This window comes from Selenomonas sp. (assembly GCF_052169755.1).
Taxonomy (GTDB): Bacteria; Bacillota; Negativicutes; order Selenomonadales; family Selenomonadaceae; genus Selenomonas.
Window position 1 is genome coordinate 1 of record NZ_JBQNBV010000028.1, and the last position, 18,017, is coordinate 18,017.

Consider the following 18,017-nt stretch of genomic DNA (forward strand, 5'->3'; position numbering starts at 1 on the left):
TGTATCCTCTGCTTGATTTTTTTTCGCGGGCAGAGGCAGATTCCAGTCCCCTTTCCTGAGCCGCGCTGCGTTGACGGTGCTGCGTCCTTTCCAATCGGTTACGGCTTGGGTGGGCGACAAGGTGCATCATCTCAGTACGGAGTTTTGGGAAGTTTATTACGTCTACGATCAAAACTGTCTGCTGAAAAATGAGGTGGAGGCGCTGCGCGTACAGAACCTCGAAGCAAATGAGGCGTTTGCCGAGAATGCGCGTCTCAAGGCTCTTCTTGGCTACAAACAGGAAAAGACGCAGTTTGACCTCGTGGCGGCGCGTGTCATCGGACGCGATTATGCGACATGGTCGGGCGTCATCGTCATTGATCGAGGCACGGCGAGCGGCGTGCATGAGAACATGCCTGTAGTGACGGAGAAGGGGCTTGTCGGCGTCGTCGTCGAGGCGGCTCCGTACTCCTCGAAGGTACAGCTGATCCTTGACCCGCGTGCGGCTGTCGGTACTCTCGTGCAGCGGCAGGAGTCGCGCGTTGCAGGTATCGTCGAAGGGGATCCTGCGAACGCTTTGATGCCGCGCATGAAGAATATCCCCAAGTCTGCCGATGTCGTCGAGGGCGATGTCGTCGTGACTTCGGGCTACGGCGGCGTCTACCCCAAGGGCGTCCTTGTCGGTACGGTCAAGGCATTGAAGAACGATGAGGGAGGGCTCTTAAAGTATGCGGTTTTGGAGCCTGCCGTTGATTTTCAGCGCTTGGAGGATGTCGTCGTCATTGTAGCATCGCGCGAAGCGCCGCCCGCGCCGATTACACCGCCGCCGCAGACGCCGGGTACGGAAACGGATCCGGCTGCAGTGAAGGCGGCGGAGCAGGCAAAGCGCGAGGCGGAAGAAGCGCAGCGCCAAGCGGCGCAGCCAGCTCCGACGCCGACGAAACCGCAGCCTGCCACACCGCAGCCTGCCGCACCGCAGCAGCCGACCCGGCGCCAGCAGAACGAGCAGCCTGCTGTGCAGCCGCAGAGCAGTCAAAAACGCGAGGCAGGTGCGCGGCCATGATCAGCTACCGCAAGATTCTTCTGTGGATTGCGTTCGTGCTGGGACTCTTCGTTTTGCAGACGTCGCTTTTTCCGATCTTTTCGTGGAACGGCGTTTCGGTGAATCTCATGCTGGTCTTTACCGTCTCGTGGAGTCTCCTTTACGGTGCGCGCCGCGGTGCATTTTTAGGCTTCATGACAGGGCTTTTGCAGGATCTTGCGACGGGCATGTTCTTCGGCATGGACGTGTTTGTCTTGACGATCATCGGCTATGTTACGGGCGCTTTTTCCCGAAACGTGTTCAAGGATCCTGTGTTCCTGCCTGCGATGGCGACGATGTGGGCGACGACGGCGCATTACTTCTTCGTGCTCGTTCTCATGCTGCTTCTTGGCTACAGTTTCAGTCTGCTCTACATTGGCAAGACGCTTCTTCCGGCGCTCTGCTTCAACATTTTCTTTGCCTATCCCGTCTACCGTGCGACGAACCGTATGCAGGAATGGACGAAGAAGCGACGCGGGGGAAGATGACGTCCCGTGCGCCGCTTCCCTGCAAGGAAAGGAAAAGGATCAAGGCACCTCGCGGGGTGTCTTATTGTCTGAATGGGGAGATATACCTTTGGAAGAAAATGAAAACGAGTATGCAGGGCGTATGCGTGTGCTCGGCGGCGTCATCGTCGCCGTCATCATCGTGCTTCTCCTGCGGCTCGTCTATCTCCAGATATACGACGGCAATTATTACGCGAGCCTTGCCGACGGCAACCGCATCCGCATCATTCCGAGCGTTGCGCCGCGCGGCAACTTTTTCGACCGCAACGGTACGCCGCTCGTCATGAACCGGCCGAGCTTCACCGTTTCGCTTCTGCCTTTGTCGGGAGCGGTTCCCGAAGACGTCATCGAGCGTTTGTCCGCCCTCCTTCATGTGCCGACGGATGAGATTCACAAGAAGATTGACGCGCATGTGGGATTCGATCCTATACGCATCAAGCAGGACGTCGGGCCGGAAGTCTATACGATCGTTGAGGAGCAGCGCGACAAGTATCCCGGCGTCATGATCGAGGCGCAGCCGATCCGCGACTACGTTTACAAGACATGGGGGGCGCACATATTCGGCTACGTCAGCGAAATCAGCAACGAGGAACTTGAAAAACGCAAGGATGAAGGCTATAAGTCGGGCGATATTATCGGCAAATTCGGCTTGGAGCGCATCTACGACAAAGAGGTGCGCGGCACGGACGGCGGCAGGCAGGTTGAAGTCGATGTCGCGGGCAAGCCGGTGAACAATCTCGGCACGAAGGCGCCGGTCGCGGGGAACGACCTCGTCTTGACGATTGACGCAATGATTCAAGTTGCAGCCGAGCGCGCCATTGATCAGCAGCTTTCCGCCATCGGCGCCAATGCGGCGGCAGCCGTCGTTCTGAATCCGCAGACGGGAGAGGTGCTCGCTCTCGTGAGCCGCCCGTCCTTTGATCCGAACCTTTTTGTCAATGGCATATCGACGAAAGATTGGAAGCTCATCAACGAAAACCCGTATCATCCGATGGACAACAAGGCGATCACAGGCGAGTATCCGCCGGGATCGACCTTCAAGATTGTCACGGGCACCGCTGCTTTGCAGGAGAACGTCGTCTCGCCGAACGAGATCATTTACGATTCCGGACGCCATTGGCTCATTCCGAAAGGCAACGCGGGCGGCGAAGCGCTCGGTCCGATCAACTTCATTCAGGCGCTCGCTCACTCGGACAATGTCTACTTCTATGAGATGGGCAACCGTCTTGGCGTCGATCGTCTCGGCGAATACGCGCGCATGTTCGGCATTGGCTCTAAAACGGGCATTGACCTGCCCTATGAGGCTGAAGGGCTTGTGCCGAGCCGCGAGTACAAAAAGAAGGTTTATGAGGACGATTGGTATCTTTCCGAGACTTTCGATGCGGCGATTGGGCAGGGCTTCGATCTCGTGACGCCCCTGCAGGCGGCTCAGGTCATGGGCGCGATTGCAGCAAACGGCGACCGCTATCAGCCGCATCTCGTGCAGCGCATCATCGGCCCCGACGGCAAGACGGTCGATACGATCAAGCCTAAGCGCATCGGCAGACTTGACGTGCGCCCCGAGGTCATCTCCCTCGTGCAGCAGGGGCTTCGTGACGTCACGAAGTACGGTACGGCAGCGGCGGCTTTTGGCGCGATGTATCCGATTGACATTGCAGGAAAGACGGGCACGGCGGAAAACTCACACGGGCGCGATCATGGCTGGTTTGTCGCCTACGGACCTTTCAGCAACCCGACGATAGTCGTCGCCGTCATCGTCGAGCAGGGCGGCTTCGGATCTCTGTCCGCCGTGCCGATTGGCAAGAAGATCCTTGATGCGGCATTCAATCTCGATACGCCCGAAGTCAAAGCTGTCCGTCAAGAAGTGGCGGCGAGGCAAAAAACTTGATATAATAGAAACGTTAATCAGGGAGAAATGATGCAGGCAAAGATGCCGCAGTCGTTTCTGGAATCCTTCATGCGGCGCATCGCCGCACACGCATAAAGCGAGGAAATCATGGAGAAAGAAAGCGTATTGTTCAAGGGGCTGAAAACGGGGCTTCTGCTCGTACTTACGGGAAAGCCTGAGTTTTCCGCCGTCGAGCGGGAGATTCGTGAGAAGTTGGAATCAAGCGCACTGTTTTTTCGGCGCGGTACCGTCATTGAGTGGCGTACAGGGACGTTTACGGCGAAGGAAAGTCTCGTTCTCAAGAAGCTCTTTTTGCAGCATGGCTTGTATTTTCGAGAGATGAAGGCGGAATCGGGTGCAAAAACTGCTTTATCCGGCGCTTTGAGAGGAGCCGCGGCAAGTGGCGGCGCGGGCGCTCTGCCGTCTGTCGGAAACGAGGCGGCGCTTTCGAAAGCAGAAGCGTCGGCGCCGGAGGACGAGACGTTCAAGGACACGCAGATGCTCGTCGTGAACCGCACGCTTCGCGGCGGGCAGGAGGTGCAGAGCCGCGGCTCGGTGCTCATCTTGGGGAATGTGAATCCCGGTGCGCAGGTCATCGCGGGCGGCAGCATCGACATACGCGGCACCTGCCGCGGCATCGTCCATGCGGGCGCTTACGGCGACAGGAGCGCCTGCATCATCGCCGATCATCTGATGCCCGTGCAGATTCGCATCGCCGACGTCATCGCACAGTCGCCCGAGCAGTATGAAAAGCCTGAGCTTGCCGAGCGGGCGCTCGTAAAGGATGGGCAAATCGTTATCGAACCGATAGAAAGGTAGGAAGCAGCCGATGGCAGAAGTTATCGTTATCACTTCGGGAAAAGGCGGGGTCGGCAAGACGACAACCACGGCGAATATTGGCGTGGGGCTTGCGAAGCGCGGCAAGAAGGTCGTGCTTATCGACACCGATACGGGGCTTAGGAATCTCGATTTGCTCTTGGGGCTTGAGCGCCGTATCGTCTATACGCTCGTCGATGTCATACAGAAGCGCACGACGTACAAGAGGGCGCTCGTGCGGCATAAGAAGTACGAGACGCTCTTTTTGATGCCGACGTCGCAGGTGGCGGATAAATCGGCGATCGAGCCTGAGCAGATGAAGGAACTCATCGCCGAGATGAAGGATGAGTTCGACTATATCATCGTCGATTGCCCGGCGGGCATCGAGCAGGGATTCCAGACGGCGGTCATCGCAGCGGATTGGGCGATCGTCGTCACGATGCCCGAGATCGCCGCCGTGCGTGACGCCGATAAGATCATCGGTCGTCTGCAAAACGACGGCAAGGAGATCAAACTCGTCGTCAACCGTATCCGCGCACAGATGGTCAAAGACGGCACGATGCTCGATATGGATGCGATCAATGATATTCTGTCGCTGCCGTGCATCGGACAAGTGCCTGACGATGAGAAGGTCATTGATTCGGCAAATCGCGGCGAACCTGTCATTGACAATGTGAATTCGCTTGCGGGCAAGGCGTATGCCAACGTCGTCTCGCGCATCATGGGTGAGGACGTACCGTTCCTCGAAGTGCCGAACGAGAGCTTTTTACAGCGTTTGAAGAATATGATTCTCGGAAGGGGGAAGCGCGATGATTGAGGCGTTGCTCAAGATCTTCGGCAAACAGGGAAAATCGTCGCGCCAGATCGCGCATGATCGACTTAAAGTCGTCTTGATTCACGATCGCTTGAGCGTGTCGCCGGAGGTCATGGATAAGATCAAAAACGACATCATCCGTGTCATTTCCAACTATGTGGAAATCAACCAGAAGGATATGGAGATTTCGCTTGCCAACGATCAGGATTCCGTCGCGCTCATCGCGAACATTCCCGTGAGCAAGATGAAGCCCAAGACAAATCATGGGTTTTAAGAATCGGAGGCGCAGAGGAAAATGAACAAGCGTTGGCTCAGGCGCATGGACTTCACCTTGATCGGCGCGACGGCGGCGATCATCGTCATGAGCCTCGTCGTCATCAGCAGCGCTACGCACATCAACACCGCCGACGGCGAGCACTATTGGTTTGTCCAGAAGCAGGGTGTGTTCGTCGTCTTGAATGTACTTTTTGCGATCTTTTTGATGAATTTTGACTATAAGGCGCTGCAAAGATACGGCAGGAATCTCTACATCGTCAATGTCGTCATGCTGCTCCTTGTCATGCTGATCGGGCAGACGGCGCTCGGTGCGCAGCGTTGGATTCAGCTCGGTCCCATTACGCTGCAGCCGTCGGAGTTTTCGAAAATCATCATGATCATCGCACTTGCCGCTCTCTTAGAAGATCGTGTTGGAAAGCTCAACACTTTGCATGACATCTTGCCTGTCGTCGGTTATGTGGCTCTGCCATTCTTCCTCGTATTGAAGCAGCCCGACCTTGGCACTTCGCTCGTATTTATCGCAATTCTTCTTGGCATGATTTTCGTGGCGGGGGTGAATCTTCGCATCCTCGCCGTATCATTCGCGGCGGGCGTCGCGGCGTCGCCGCTTCTCTGGCTCTTCTTGAAGGACTATCAGAAGATGCGGCTCAAAGTTTTTCTCGATCCGAGCGTCGATCCCTTGGGATCCGGCTATCACATCATTCAATCGAAGATCGCCATCGGCTCGGGACTGCTTTTCGGCAAGGGGCTTTTCGGCGGCACGCAAAGCCAGCTGAACTTCCTGCCGGAGAACCACACAGACTTCATCTTCGCTGTCGTGGGCGAAGAGCTGGGATTCATCGGCGCAGCCGTACTTCTTCTCTTGTACCTCGTCGTGCTTTGGCGCGGCGTGAAGATTGCGCGTGATGCCAGCGACGCTTTCGGTCGGCTCCTTGCCGTCGGCATCACTTCGATGCTCGCGTTTCACGTCCTCGTCAACGTCGGCATGACGACGGGCATCATGCCCGTTACGGGCATACCGCTGCCGCTCATGAGTTACGGCGTCAGCTCTTTGACGACAAATTTGCTTGCGATCACGATTTTGCTTAATATTCACATGCGAAAGGCAAAACTTTTATTTTAGGAATCACTGATAAATTCAGCCCCCCATCTTCACACATCTGCGCTGTCCTCTCGTCGTCGACAAATCCTCGACGTAGCACCGCTACGCCTGTGGTTTGTCTCCTCGATAGATACAGCGCATCTGTGCGAATCTGGGCGACCTCATTTTATCAGCGCTTCCTTAGATTCATGGGAGGATTTATGGTCAAGTTGGAACAGGATATGCTTCAGGCTGTGGAGAAGCCCGCACGCTATACGGGCGGCGAATGGAACGCGCAGCCGAAAGACTCCTCAGCCGTCCTTTGCCGCATTGCGCTTGCGATGGCGGACGTCTATGAGGTCGGCATGTCAAACCTCGGGCTGAAAATTCTCTATGAGATTTTGAACCGCCGCGATGATGTCGCGGCGGAACGTGTTTATGCGCCTTGGCTCGATATGGAAGCGGAGATGCGCCGTCGCAATATACCGCTCTTTTCGCTGGAAACATTCCGAGAAATTTCTTCCTTTGACATTGTCGGATTTTCTCTGCAATACGAGCTTTTGATTACGAACACGCTCAATATGCTCGATCTCGCAGGCATACCTCTTCATGCGGCGGAGCGCACGGACGAGCATCCCTTCGTCATTGGCGGCGGTCCCTGCGTCTATAATACGGAGCCGATCGCCGACTTCTTCGACTTCTTCGTGCTCGGCGATGGGGAGGAGATCGTGGTCGAGGTATGCGACGCATGGCTTGCGTGGAAGAAAGAAGGGCGTTTGGGCGGCAGAAGCGGCTTCCTGCGCCGCGTCGCAAATGTCGCAGGCGTCTACGTGCCGTCCTTTTATGCGCCCGAGTACGATGAAACGGGCATGTTCACGGGGCTGCGCGTTCTCGACGAAGCTGCGCCGCTGCAAATTCATCGGCGCATTGTACGCGATCTTGATGCAGCGCCGTTCTTGGAAAAGCCCATCGTGCCGTACCTCGGTGTTGTCCATGATCGCCTCATGCTTGAGCTGTTTCGCGGCTGTACGCGCGGCTGCCGCTTTTGCCAGGCGGGCATGGCGTATCGTCCCGTACGCGAGCGCCGCCCCGAGACGCTCAAGCGTCTGGCGCGTACACTGTTCGACGCAACAGGCTACAACGAGATGTCCCTGACCTCGCTCTCGTCTGCCGATTACTCATGTCTTGCGCCGCTTGTCGATGAACTGCTCAAAGACACAGAGGGTGAGCGCGTGAGCTTTTCCCTGCCGTCTTTGCGCATCGACAGTTTCTCCGTTGACATCGCCGAGCGCCTGCAGCAAGTGCGAAAGAGCAGTCTGACGTTCGCGCCCGAAGCGGGCACGCAGCGCTTGCGTGATGTCATCAATAAGAATGTGACGGAAGACGACCTGCTGCACTCGGTGCGCACGGCATTCGAACAGGGGTGGAAAGCGGTCAAGCTCTATTTCATGATGGGGCTGCCGACGGAGCGCGATGAGGACGTCGTCGGCATCGCCGAGCTTGCGCAGAAGGTCGTCGATTGCTACAAGGAAGTCAAGGGAAAGCGCGGCGTCAGGGTCACGGTGTCCGTTTCGTGTTTCGTGCCGAAGGCGTACACGCCGTTTCAATGGTTCGCGCAGGTGCCGCAGGAAGAGTTTGAGCGCAGGCAGCAGCTTTTGAAGGCGAGCATACGCGACCGCGCCATTTCCTTCCATTACCACGACGCACGCGCGAGCGTCCTCGAAGGCGCACTTTCGCGCGGCGACCGCAGACTCGCACCCGTCATCGAAACGGCGTGGCGAAACGGCGCGAAGTTTGACGGCTGGACGGATCAGTTCAAGGACGAGGTCTGGAAGGACGCTTTTCAAAGCTGCGGCGTTGCGCCCGAGTTCTACAGCCGGCGCACGCGCGATCTGCATGAAGCTTTGCCGTGGGCGCATACAAGTCCGGGCGTATCGCAGGACTTCTTACGGCGCGAGTGGCAGCGTGCGCAGGAAGCGGCGCTCACGCACGATTGCCGCCGCGAAGCCTGCACGGGCTGCGGCGTCTGTCCTGCGCTTCATTGCGAGGTTGTCGATTGGAGGGCAGAGGCATGAAACTGCGCGCACTCTTGACGAAGGGCGAGGAGATCCGCTTCATCTCGCATCTCGACTATGCGGCTCTCATCGAGCGGGCGATTCGCCGCGCCAAACTGCCTGTCGCCTACTCGGAGGGGTTCAATCCGCACATGAAGTTTTCCTTCGCCTCGGCGCTCGCCGTGGGTGTGACGAGTGAAGCTGAGGTCATGGACGTGGAACTTTCGCATCGCATCTCCCAGCCGGAAGCGTGGGACAGACTTGCCGCCGCCTTGCCGACGGGGGTGCGTCTGCTGCGTCTTGTGCCCTACGAGGGCAAGGCAAAGTCACTGATGGCGGCGGTTGATCGCGCCGAGTACTGCGTGCGCGTGCCCTATGCGGGAGCGGAGGAGGCGGCGCAGTGTGCCGTCGCTGCTTTTTTCGCCGCGTCGGAGGTCATCTATCGCCGCATTCTGCCGAAAAAGACGCGCGAGGTTGATGCGAAGGCATACCTGAAGAAAATGCACGTCGAAAAAGATGGTCAAGAGCTGCTTTTGACCATCGCCATCGCCGTCACGCCGTCGGGCAGTTTGAAGCCCGGCGAAGCGGTCGAACTGTTGGCGCACGACTTCGGCTTGAACATAGAGCCGAAGCAGGCGAAGATCCACCGCACGGCGCTCCTTTCGGGCGGCAAAGACCTTTTCGCCCTGATCGAATCGTAAGACCGATTTTCTCCTTGAAAGTTTAGCGTGAAACTGGACGTTTGTGCGTGTAGTTCCCCAACGATGGAGTTGATGTGATGAAAACCATTCTTGTAAACTGCACCCCCGAAGAAACGCGCATGGCGATCGTGGAAAGCGACGAGCTTCTGGCGGTCGAGGTCGAGCGCGAGTCACAGTCGCACCTCGTCGGCAATATCTACAAGGGACAGGTGCAGAACGTCCTGCCGGGGATGCAGGCGGCTTTCGTTGACATCGGCTGGGAGAAGAATGCGTTCCTCTATATTGGCGACGGTCTGCCGCATGAAGGAGCGAAAGGTACGATGCCTGCGGCGCGTATCCACATCGGGCAAAGGATCCCCGTGCAGATCACGAAGGATGCTATCGGTACGAAAGGACCGCGTGCGACGATGCACCTTTCGATCCCCGGCAGGAACGTCGTCCTCATGCCGACGGCATCCTATATCGGCATCTCGCGCCGTATCGAGGGCGAAGCCGAGCGCACGAGGCTCAAAGAGATTGCCGCGCGTATATGCCCCGAGGGCATGGGCCTCATCATACGAACAGCCGCGCACGGGCAGACGGAAGAGAGCTTCCGAGAGGACGTCGAACGCCTCGTGCGTCTCTGGCAGACCCTGCAGGCGAAGAATAAGATGGCAAAAGCGCCGGCGCTGCTTTACCGTGATGCTGATCTCATCGTGCGCCTTGTGCGCGATTCCTTTACGGAAGAAATCGATGCCCTCCACATCGACGATGCCGATGCGTATCGCCGTGTGACGGAACTCGTCGAATCCATTTCGCCGGAGCTTGCCGAGCGCGTTCACCTCTATGAAGAGCGCGAGCCGCTCTTTCGCCGCTATGGCGTCGAAGCGGAGATCGAGCGGCTCGGCGAGCGCGAGGTCATGCTGCCCTCGGGCGGCTCCATCGTCATCGACAAGACGGAGGCGCTGACCGCCATCGACGTGAACACGGGGCGCTACGTCGGCAGCGCAAATCTTGGCGACACGGTCTACCGCACGAACCTCGAAGCGGCGGCGGAGATCCTGAAGCAGATACGCCTTAGAGATATCGGCGGCATCATCCTCGTCGACTTCATCGACATGGACGCCGAAGATCAGAAGGAGAAACTCCTCGCCTTCCTGCGCGACCGCGTACGTTTCGACCGCACGAAGACGAACGTCGTCGATATCACGGCGCTCGGCCTCATCGAGATCACGCGCAAGAAGTCGCGGCAGAACTTAGAGAGCATCATCTACAGCCCGTGCCCCTACTGCCACGGTCGGGGCAGGGTCGAATCGCCCGAGACCATCGCCATCAAGATCTGCCGCGACATCCGCCGCTTGGAGAGCAAGGCGCACGCGGGCGCCTATGAGATCGAAGTCGCCGGACGCATAGCACGCGCCGTGGAAGCCGCCGAGCCTTTAACACATCTCGCCGCCGAACTCGCGCTCTGCCTGACTGTCGTCGCCAAGGACGTCATGGCGCTCGAAAGCTACACGATCTTGCCGAAGGAAGATTGATTTTCCCACTTGCTTTTCCACCCCATCTATGCTAAAATTTTTCACGGTGTCTATATAACGCACGCGCACGGACGTCTGCCCTGTGCTCCTTTGGGAGTGGTGCAGAGGATGAGGGGCGCGGAGGAAAAAACAGGAGGTGCACCAATTATGGCAGTAGTTTCTATGAAACAACTTTTGGAGGCTGGCGTCCATTTCGGACATCAGACCCGCCGTTGGAACCCGAAGATGGCGAAGTACATCTTCACGGAGAGGAACGGCATCTACATCATTGATTTGCAGAAGACCGTGCGCAAGGTTGACGAGGCGTACAACTTCCTTCGCAGCTTGGCGGAAGAGGGCAAGAGCGTTCTCTTCGTCGGCACGAAGAAGCAGGCGCAGGACGCCGTGAAGGAAGAGGCGACGAAGGCTGAGATGTTCTATGTCAACGAGCGCTGGCTCGGCGGCATGTTGACGAACTATCAGACGATCCAGAAGCGCATCCGCCGCTTGAAGGATCTTGAGCGCATGGAAGAGGACGGCACGTTCGATGTCCTGACGAAGAAGGAAGTCCTGCAGCTGCGTCATGAGATGACGAAGCTGGAGAAGTTCCTCGGCGGCATCAAGGAGATGAACCGCCTGCCGGGCGCGCTCTTCGTCGTCGATCCGCGCAAGGAGCGCATCGCCGTCGCCGAGGCAAAGAAGCTCAATATTCCCATCGTCGCGATCGTCGATACGAACTGCGATCCCGATGAGATTGACTATGTGATTCCGGGCAACGACGATGCGATTCGCGCCGTCCGCCTTTTGACGAGCGCGATGGCGAGCGCCGTCGTCGAGGGTCGTCAGGGGCAGGCAGGTGCAGGCGAGGAGGCGCAAGATGGCAAAGATTGACGCAAAGATGGTCAAGGAGCTGCGCGAGCGTACGGGCGCAGGCATGATGGACTGCAAGAAAGCGCTGACGGAGACCGACGGCGACATGGACAAGGCGATCGATTACCTGCGCGAGAAGGGCATTGCCAAGGCTGAGAAGAAGGCCGGCCGCATCGCTTCCGAAGGCGTCGTCGCGGCTTATGTCGCGGACGATGCGAAGGTCGCTGCACTCGTCGAGATCAACTGCGAGACGGACTTTGTCGCTGTCACAGAGAAATTCCATGAGCTTTGCGATAAGATCGTCAAGCACATCGCTGAGACGAATCCTGCCGATATGGATGCCTTGAACGCGAGCACGCTTGATGGCAAGACGGTGGCGGAGATCGTAACGGAGGCTGTCGCGAGTATCGGTGAGAAGATTTCTCTGCGCCGTTTTGAGCGCTATGAAAATGCTTCGGGCCGCATTGCGAGCTACATCCACATGGGCGGCAAGATCGGCGTACTCGTCGACCTTTCCGGCGGCACAGCGGAGATCGGCAAGGACGTCGCCATGCACATCGCAGCTTCGGCGCCGACGGCGATCGATCGTTCGGGCGTGAAAGCGGAAGAGCTTGAGCATGAGAAGGAAGTTCTGCGTGCGCAGGCTCTTGAAGAGGGCAAGCCCGAGAAGATCGTAGAACGTATGGTCGAGGGACGCATCAACAAGTTCTATCAGGAAGTCTGCTTGCTTGAGCAGCCCTTCGTCAAGGATCCGGACAAGAATGTCAAGGAAGTACTTGGCGACGTCAAGGCAGAGCGCTTCGTGCGCTTTGAGCTTGGCGAAGGTCTGGAGAAGAAGTCGGAGGACTTCGCAGCTGAGGTCGCTGCTCAGATCAAAGGCTAAGAAATAAGGAAAGCTGCCGCATGGTGATTTTGAAAATGATTTCTGTGCGGCAGCTTTTTTCCTGCCGTTTTTCCTGCGTTTTGAAGATAGGAGGCTGAATTTATCAGTGCTTCCTAAAAGGATTATCTTCCATCCCGTCGAATAGGAAAAAGAACGGCACGATGACAGTGATCGAAAGATTTCTGCAAGGGGGACGATTATTTTGGATATTGCCAGCTACAAACGCGTCGTTTTGAAGCTCAGCGGTGAGTCTCTCGCCGGAAATCAGGGCTTTGGTATTGATTTGCCTACGGTCGACGCCATTGCGGCAGAAATCAAGAAGGTGCGTGAGCACGGCATTGACATTGCTGTTGTCGTCGGCGGCGGCAATATCTGGCGCGGGCTCGCAGGGAGCGACAAGGGCATGGATCGTGCGCAGGCGGACTATATGGGAATGCTGGCGACGGTCATGAACTCGCTTGCTTTGCAGAGTTCGCTCGAAAATATTGACGTCGATACGCGCGTGCAGAGCGCCATCGAGATGCGCCAGATCGCCGCGCCGTACATTCGCCGCAAGGCGGTGCGCCATCTTGAAAAGGGGCGCGTCGTAATCTTGGCGGCGGGCACGGGAAATCCGTATTTTTCGACCGATACGACGGCGGCTCTTCGCGCTGCCGAGATCGAGGCGGACGTCATCCTCATGGCGAAGAAGGGTGTCGACGGCGTCTATGATTCCGACCCGCGCAAGAATCCCGGGGCGAAGAAGTTCACGCGTCTCGCGTACATTGAAGTTCTGCAGCGCGGTCTTGCCGTCATGGATTCGACAGCGACGAGTCTTTGCATGGACAACAAGATTCCCATCGTCGTATTCAATATTGACAAGTATGAAAACATCCTCAAGGCTGCGGTCGGCGAGGATATCGGCACGATTGTAGGGGGGGAAGAAGCATGATCAAGGACATTTTCCATGCCCAGGAAGACCGCATGAAGAAGACGCTCGAAGCGCTGCGCCGCGACTTTGGATCGCTGCGTGCCGGACGCGCAACCCCTGCGCTCCTCGATCGCGTGATGGTTGATTACTACGGTCAGCCCACGCCCGTGAGCCAGGTTGCGGCGATTGCCGTACCCGAGCCGCGTATGCTCATGATCACGCCTTGGGAAAAAACGATTCTGCATGACATTGAGAAGGCGATCATGAAGTCGGAGCTTGGTCTCACGCCGAATTCCGACGGCACGGCGGTACGCCTTTCCATTCCGCAGCTCACACAGGAGCGCCGCACGGAACTTGTGAAGTCGCTGAACAAGAAGACGGAGGACGCGAAAGTCGCGATCCGTAATATTCGCCGCGATGCGAATGAACAGGTGAAGAAGCTCGAAAAGGCGAAAGAAATCACCGAGGACGAGGCGAAGAAGGGGCAGGACGATATGCAGAAGCTCGTCGACAAATACATCAAAGCTGTCGATGATGCGCGTATCGTCAAGGAAAAGGAAATCATGGAAGTCTGATGGAAGAAGTCGATGTTTTGGGGATTCCGTGGCAGAAGGCTAAGGAGCGCCTTGCGGCGCTCGGTCTTTGCTGCGAGGTTGAATGGACACGCCCCGCGAAAGACTTTTTTCCGATAGATGAGCAGTCTCCCTATGTCGTGCGGCAGAGGCGAGAAGGCGATAAGATCAAGCTCGTGCTTGCAGCGCGGCTGCGAAAGGAGGTGTCCTGTCATGGCTTACAAGATTAGCGAAGAGTGCATTTCGTGCGGTTCGTGCGCTGGTACCTGTCCCGTCGAGGCGATCTCGGAGGGCGAGTCCCAGTATGTGATTGACGCAGAGAAGTGTGTTGAATGCGGCGCATGTGCGGAAGGCTGTCCCGTCTCCGCGATTTCCGCGCCTTGATGTATGAAAACCCGTTGCTTCGGCAACGGGTTTTTGTCTGTCTTTTGTGTGGACCTTAGGAAATTTTTTCAGAAAAATGGTAAAATAAAAAAGGGATTTTCGCTTCGATATAGAAATAGTCAACAGAGGAAATAAAAGTTCGCTTGGAGGTGTTTACTATGGGCAGCATCAACAAGATTCTCGTGCCGGTAGATGGTTCGGTCAATGGCTGCAAGGCTGTGGATCAAGCGATCGCTTTTGCCGAGAAGTGCAATGCAAGTCTCGATTTCGTCTATGTGGCGAGCAACATCAACAAGGACATTCCGAGCCATCTCGTCTTTGACCGTATCTGGGAGAAGATTCCTGAGAACATGTGCGCGACGAGGCACGTCGAAACGGGCAATGTGCCGAAAGCCATCTTGAAGATCGCCGACTCGGAGAAGAGCGATATGATTATCATGGGCAGTCGGGGTCTCGGTCTCTTCAAAGGCGCTTTGATCGGCAGCGTCAGTCAGAAGGTCGTCGAAGAGTCGAAAGTTCCTGTGATGGTGGTAAAGTAGGTTTCGGAAAACAACGTGTGCGAAAAGCAGCCTTTCGGGGCTGCTTTTCTTTATGGAAGCAGCGCATTCGTGCAGATTCGGACGATTTCATTTTATCTGTGTTTCCATAAATCTTTGGCAGGAGTTTCCTGTCTCTTTGGGGAATATTGCAAGATAAGAATTTCGCATATACGGAGGAAATTTTATGGTAGAGGCAGCGGAGAAGTTCAAGCGGTATTTGCAGCGGCATAAGATTGACAGCTTTGAGCGCGAGGAGCTTGGCGATGAGCATGAGAGCGTGATCTTTCGCTCGACCGTTGAGGTGCAGGGGCAGTATGTGCCGCTCGGGGTCATTTTCGACGATACGATCTATGTGATCGTGCGCGCCAATCTCGCACCGAAGGCGCTGAACGATGACAACGCCTATGAGGTGACGAATTTCATCATGCGTCTGAACAACGGCAACAAGCTGTTCAAGTATTATCTCGCGCCCGATACGTCCGTCATTCTTGACGCTTGTATCCCGATGACGCAGAAGAATTATTCAGCGGATCTCGTCAATACGATTGTAGGTGTCGTCGCACGGGAAATCAAGAAGCGCCACAGCGAATTCATGGGATTGATCTGGCAAAAAGTTTGAGGTTCATATTGTGCGAGAGGTGATTTCGTGCTGAAGAAAGGCATTATTTTGGCGGGCGGCTCGGGCACGCGGCTCTATCCGCTGACGAAGGTCGTGTCGAAGCAGCTCATGCCGGTTTTTGACAAGCCGATGATCTATTATCCGCTGAGCACATTGATGCTTGCAGGACTGGAGGATATCCTCGTCATCACGACGCCGCAGGACAGCGCAATGTTTTCCGCCATGCTCGGCGACGGCAGCCAGTGGGGCATCCACATCTCTTACGCCGTGCAGCCGAGCCCCGACGGCCTGGCGCAGGCGTTCATCATCGGCGAGAATTTCATCGGCGGCGACGGCTGTGCGCTCGTCTTGGGCGACAACATCTTCTACGGTGCCGATCTTGCGCGCCTCCTGCAGCGTGCGGCGGCACGCGAGGCAGGCGCAACGGTGTTCGCCTACTATGTGCGCGATCCAAAGCGCTACGGCGTCGTGGAGTTCGATGAGACGGGATGCGCTGTCAGTTTGGAAGAGAAGCCCGAGACGCCGCGCTCGAATTATGCGGTGACGGGGCTGTACTTCTACGACAACGATGTCGTAGAGATCGCGAAGGGGGTCAAGCCGTCGGCACGCGGCGAGCTTGAGATCACGGATGTGAACCGCGCGTACTTGGAGCGCGGCGACCTTCAGGTGGAGAAGATGCGCAGGGGGTTCGCGTGGCTCGATACGGGCACGCATGAGTCTCTCCTGCAGGCGGCGACGTTCGTCGAGACGATTCAGGATCGTCAGGGTCTCAAGATCGCCTGCATCGAGGAGATCGCCTACCGCATGGGACATATTGATGCGGAGCAGGTTCTGCGCCTCGCGCAGCCTTTGATGAAGAACGACTATGGACGCTATTTGGAGCAGCTGGTCAAGGGATAGGGGAACGAGAAATGAATGTGACGGAAACGCGCCTCAAGGGCGTCTTTATCTTGGAACCGAAGGTGTTCGGCGATGCACGCGGCTGGTTCATGGAGAGCTGGTCGAAAAAGAAGATGGAAGAGGCGGGGCTCTTCTACGACTTCGTGCAGGACAATCAGTCTTTCTCAGCGGAAAAGGGTACGCTGCGCGGACTTCACTACCAGAAGAATCCTATGGCGCAGGCGAAACTTCTGCGCTGCACGCGCGGTGAGATCCTCGATGTCGCTGTCGATATACGAAAGGGATCGCCGCAGTATGCGAAGTGGGTTTCCGTGCGCCTTTCGGCGGAAAACAAGCGGCAGCTGATGATTCCGCGCGGTTTCGCGCACGGCTTCATTACACTGACGGACGACGTCGAGGTGCAGTACAAAGCGGACAATTACTATGCGCCCGAGTGCGACGGCAATATTCTTTGGAGCGATCCTGCCATCGGCGTCGACTGGGAGATCGCGCCGACGGTTCTTTCGGCGAAGGACGAGGCTGCGCCGACGCTCGCCGAGCGGGAATCTCAGCTCAATTTCGTCTATGGGGAGGAAGAAGCGTGAAGTATCTTGTGACCGGCGGCGCCGGCTTTATCGGCAGCAATTTCGTCCACTATATGATGAAGGCGCACGCGGATGCAGAGATTCTTTGCGTCGATGCGCTGACGTATGCGGGCGATTATGAATCTCTGCGCGACCTTGCAGAAATTCCGCGCTTTCATTTTGTCCACTGCAATATTTGCGACCGCGAGGCGATCTACGCGCTCTTTCGCGCCGAGAAACCCGATATCGTTGTGAATTTCGCGGCGGAAAGTCATGTCGACCGCTCGATTGAGACGCCGGAGGTCTTTCTGCAGACAAACATCATCGGCACGAGCGCTCTCATGGATGCCTGCCGCGAGTACGGCATTTCGCGCTACCATCAGGTATCGACGGATGAGGTCTACGGCGATTTGCCGCTCGACCGCCCCGACCTCTTCTTCACCGAGGAGACGCCCTTGCATACGTCGAGCCCGTATTCATCCTCGAAGGCGAGCGCCGATCTCCTCGTGCTCGCTTACAGCCGCACATACGGTCTGCCCGTGACGATCTCGCGCTGCTCGAACAACTATGGCCCGTACCATTTCCCCGAGAAACTCATCCCCTTGATGATCGTCAAGGCGCTTGCCGACGAGAAGCTTCCCGTCTACGGCGACGGCGCCAATGTGCGCGACTGGCTCTACGTTGAGGACCACTGCCGCGCCATCGACCTCGTGCTGCAGAAGGGCCGCACGGGGGAAGTCTACAACATCGGCGGTCACAACGAACGCGCCAACATCGATGTCGTCAAGGTCATCCTTCGCGCCTTGAAGAAGCCCGAGAGCCTCATCTCGTATGTGGCAGACAGGAAGGGGCACGACCGCCGCTATGCGATCGATCCGACGAAGATCCATACGGAACTCGGCTGGCTGCCCGAGACGAGATTCGAAGAGGGCATCGAGCGCACGATTGCATGGTATCTGGAAAACCGCGCATGGTGGCAGCATATTCTCGACGGCAGCTATCGAAAAGCATATCCGGGCACATGAAATTTTTTGCAAAAAGAGCTTGCGCTTTTCCCTTTCGTGCTGTATACTAGCAAAGTAACT

The 18,017-nt window shown here is 56.9% G+C and carries 21 protein-coding genes; all 21 read left to right on the forward strand.

Features of this window, described 5'->3' with window-relative positions:
- Positions 1 to 76 precede the first annotated feature (76 nt).
- Entirely contained in the window at positions 77 to 1,042 is a 966-nt protein-coding gene (gene mreC / locus ACTTKG_RS03550) for a rod shape-determining protein MreC (RefSeq protein WP_442672898.1), read from the forward strand.
- Positions 1,039 to 1,548: a rod shape-determining protein MreD gene (gene mreD / locus ACTTKG_RS03555; protein ID WP_442672880.1), complete on the forward strand. Its 510-nt coding sequence runs from the start codon at positions 1,039 to 1,041 to the stop codon at positions 1,546 to 1,548. Before mreC ends, mreD begins: the two co-directional genes overlap by 4 nt.
- Positions 1,549 to 1,669: 121 nt before the next feature.
- The gene (mrdA, locus tag ACTTKG_RS03560) at positions 1,670 to 3,454 is read left to right on the forward strand and encodes a penicillin-binding protein 2 (protein ID WP_442672899.1); all 1,785 of its coding nucleotides are present in this window, start codon (positions 1,670 to 1,672) and stop codon (positions 3,452 to 3,454) included.
- 108 nt (positions 3,455 to 3,562) lie between these two features.
- On the forward strand, positions 3,563 to 4,273 hold the full coding sequence (minC, locus tag ACTTKG_RS03565) for a septum site-determining protein MinC (protein ID WP_442672881.1): 711 nt from the start codon (positions 3,563 to 3,565) through the stop codon (positions 4,271 to 4,273).
- A 10-nt stretch (positions 4,274 to 4,283) separates the two neighbouring features.
- Positions 4,284 to 5,087, forward strand: a complete 804-nt coding sequence (gene minD, locus ACTTKG_RS03570) for a septum site-determining protein MinD (RefSeq protein ID WP_442672882.1) — start codon at positions 4,284 to 4,286, stop codon at positions 5,085 to 5,087.
- Positions 5,080 to 5,358 carry a cell division topological specificity factor MinE gene (gene minE, locus ACTTKG_RS03575; RefSeq protein WP_442672883.1) on the forward strand — a complete coding sequence of 93 codons (279 nt, stop codon included), beginning with the start codon at positions 5,080 to 5,082 and terminating at the stop codon, positions 5,356 to 5,358. Before minD ends, minE begins: the two co-directional genes overlap by 8 nt.
- 21 nt (positions 5,359 to 5,379) lie before the next feature.
- On the forward strand, positions 5,380 to 6,483 hold the full coding sequence (rodA, locus tag ACTTKG_RS03580) for a rod shape-determining protein RodA (RefSeq protein WP_442672884.1): 1,104 nt from the start codon (positions 5,380 to 5,382) through the stop codon (positions 6,481 to 6,483).
- 179 nt (positions 6,484 to 6,662) lie between these two features.
- Positions 6,663 to 8,516, forward strand: coding sequence for a TIGR03960 family B12-binding radical SAM protein (locus tag ACTTKG_RS03585; RefSeq protein WP_442672885.1), 1,854 nt, complete (start codon positions 6,663 to 6,665; stop codon positions 8,514 to 8,516).
- Entirely contained in the window at positions 8,513 to 9,196 is a 684-nt protein-coding gene (locus ACTTKG_RS03590; RefSeq protein WP_442672886.1) for a TIGR03936 family radical SAM-associated protein, read from the forward strand. Before ACTTKG_RS03585 ends, ACTTKG_RS03590 begins: the two co-directional genes overlap by 4 nt.
- 77 nt (positions 9,197 to 9,273) lie before the next feature.
- Positions 9,274 to 10,713 carry an Rne/Rng family ribonuclease gene (locus tag ACTTKG_RS03595; protein WP_442672887.1) on the forward strand — a complete coding sequence of 480 codons (1,440 nt, stop codon included), beginning with the start codon at positions 9,274 to 9,276 and terminating at the stop codon, positions 10,711 to 10,713.
- A 147-nt stretch (positions 10,714 to 10,860) separates the two neighbouring features.
- Complete coding sequence (gene rpsB / locus ACTTKG_RS03600; protein ID WP_442672888.1) at positions 10,861 to 11,583, forward strand: 30S ribosomal protein S2; 723 nt, start codon at positions 10,861 to 10,863, stop codon at positions 11,581 to 11,583.
- Positions 11,570 to 12,445 (forward strand): translation elongation factor Ts, encoded by an 876-nt coding sequence (tsf, locus tag ACTTKG_RS03605; protein WP_442672889.1) that lies wholly within the window; start codon positions 11,570 to 11,572, stop codon positions 12,443 to 12,445. The genes rpsB and tsf overlap by 14 nt, the downstream gene beginning before the upstream one ends.
- A gap of 202 nt (positions 12,446 to 12,647) precedes the next feature.
- Positions 12,648 to 13,376: a UMP kinase gene (gene pyrH / locus ACTTKG_RS03610; protein ID WP_442672890.1), complete on the forward strand. Its 729-nt coding sequence runs from the start codon at positions 12,648 to 12,650 to the stop codon at positions 13,374 to 13,376.
- On the forward strand, positions 13,373 to 13,930 hold the full coding sequence (gene frr, locus ACTTKG_RS03615; protein ID WP_442672891.1) for a ribosome recycling factor: 558 nt from the start codon (positions 13,373 to 13,375) through the stop codon (positions 13,928 to 13,930). The genes pyrH and frr overlap by 4 nt, the downstream gene beginning before the upstream one ends.
- Positions 13,930 to 14,157: a PASTA domain-containing protein gene (locus ACTTKG_RS03620; RefSeq protein WP_442672892.1), complete on the forward strand. Its 228-nt coding sequence runs from the start codon at positions 13,930 to 13,932 to the stop codon at positions 14,155 to 14,157. The genes frr and ACTTKG_RS03620 overlap by 1 nt, the downstream gene beginning before the upstream one ends.
- Positions 14,141 to 14,311, forward strand: a complete 171-nt coding sequence (locus ACTTKG_RS03625; protein WP_442672893.1) for a DUF362 domain-containing protein — start codon at positions 14,141 to 14,143, stop codon at positions 14,309 to 14,311. The genes ACTTKG_RS03620 and ACTTKG_RS03625 overlap by 17 nt, the downstream gene beginning before the upstream one ends.
- 158 nt (positions 14,312 to 14,469) lie before the next feature.
- Positions 14,470 to 14,850, forward strand: a complete 381-nt coding sequence (locus tag ACTTKG_RS03630; RefSeq protein WP_442672894.1) for a universal stress protein — start codon at positions 14,470 to 14,472, stop codon at positions 14,848 to 14,850.
- Between the two features lie 184 nt (positions 14,851 to 15,034).
- Positions 15,035 to 15,469 (forward strand): hypothetical protein, encoded by a 435-nt coding sequence (locus ACTTKG_RS03635; protein ID WP_315274709.1) that lies wholly within the window; start codon positions 15,035 to 15,037, stop codon positions 15,467 to 15,469.
- Between the two features lie 27 nt (positions 15,470 to 15,496).
- Positions 15,497 to 16,369, forward strand: coding sequence for a glucose-1-phosphate thymidylyltransferase RfbA (gene rfbA / locus ACTTKG_RS03640; protein ID WP_442672895.1), 873 nt, complete (start codon positions 15,497 to 15,499; stop codon positions 16,367 to 16,369).
- Between the two features lie 11 nt (positions 16,370 to 16,380).
- Positions 16,381 to 16,953: a dTDP-4-dehydrorhamnose 3,5-epimerase gene (rfbC, locus tag ACTTKG_RS03645; protein WP_442672896.1), complete on the forward strand. Its 573-nt coding sequence runs from the start codon at positions 16,381 to 16,383 to the stop codon at positions 16,951 to 16,953.
- Complete coding sequence (rfbB, locus tag ACTTKG_RS03650) at positions 16,950 to 17,957, forward strand: dTDP-glucose 4,6-dehydratase (RefSeq protein ID WP_442672897.1); 1,008 nt, start codon at positions 16,950 to 16,952, stop codon at positions 17,955 to 17,957. The genes rfbC and rfbB overlap by 4 nt, the downstream gene beginning before the upstream one ends.
- The last annotated feature ends 60 nt before the right edge of the window (positions 17,958 to 18,017 follow it).

Coding starts and splice junctions, on each gene's coding strand:
- ACTTKG_RS03585 (WP_442672885.1), top strand. CDS start 6,663: ATGGTCAAGTTGGAACAGGATATGCTTCAGGCTGTGGAGAAGCCCGCA.
- frr (WP_442672891.1), top strand. CDS start 13,373: ATGATCAAGGACATTTTCCATGCCCAGGAAGACCGCATGAAGAAGACG.
- ACTTKG_RS03630 (WP_442672894.1), top strand. CDS start 14,470: ATGGGCAGCATCAACAAGATTCTCGTGCCGGTAGATGGTTCGGTCAAT.
- rodA (WP_442672884.1), top strand. CDS start 5,380: ATGAACAAGCGTTGGCTCAGGCGCATGGACTTCACCTTGATCGGCGCG.
- rpsB (WP_442672888.1), top strand. CDS start 10,861: ATGGCAGTAGTTTCTATGAAACAACTTTTGGAGGCTGGCGTCCATTTC.
- mreD (WP_442672880.1), top strand. CDS start 1,039: ATGATCAGCTACCGCAAGATTCTTCTGTGGATTGCGTTCGTGCTGGGA.
- mrdA (WP_442672899.1), top strand. CDS start 1,670: ATGCGTGTGCTCGGCGGCGTCATCGTCGCCGTCATCATCGTGCTTCTC.
- ACTTKG_RS03620 (WP_442672892.1), top strand. CDS start 13,930: ATGGAAGAAGTCGATGTTTTGGGGATTCCGTGGCAGAAGGCTAAGGAG.
- ACTTKG_RS03590 (WP_442672886.1), top strand. CDS start 8,513: ATGAAACTGCGCGCACTCTTGACGAAGGGCGAGGAGATCCGCTTCATC.
- ACTTKG_RS03625 (WP_442672893.1), top strand. CDS start 14,141: ATGGCTTACAAGATTAGCGAAGAGTGCATTTCGTGCGGTTCGTGCGCT.
- minD (WP_442672882.1), top strand. CDS start 4,284: ATGGCAGAAGTTATCGTTATCACTTCGGGAAAAGGCGGGGTCGGCAAG.
- minE (WP_442672883.1), top strand. CDS start 5,080: ATGATTGAGGCGTTGCTCAAGATCTTCGGCAAACAGGGAAAATCGTCG.
- minC (WP_442672881.1), top strand. CDS start 3,563: ATGGAGAAAGAAAGCGTATTGTTCAAGGGGCTGAAAACGGGGCTTCTG.
- rfbC (WP_442672896.1), top strand. CDS start 16,381: ATGAATGTGACGGAAACGCGCCTCAAGGGCGTCTTTATCTTGGAACCG.
- ACTTKG_RS03635 (WP_315274709.1), top strand. CDS start 15,035: ATGGTAGAGGCAGCGGAGAAGTTCAAGCGGTATTTGCAGCGGCATAAG.
- ACTTKG_RS03595 (WP_442672887.1), top strand. CDS start 9,274: ATGAAAACCATTCTTGTAAACTGCACCCCCGAAGAAACGCGCATGGCG.
- tsf (WP_442672889.1), top strand. CDS start 11,570: ATGGCAAAGATTGACGCAAAGATGGTCAAGGAGCTGCGCGAGCGTACG.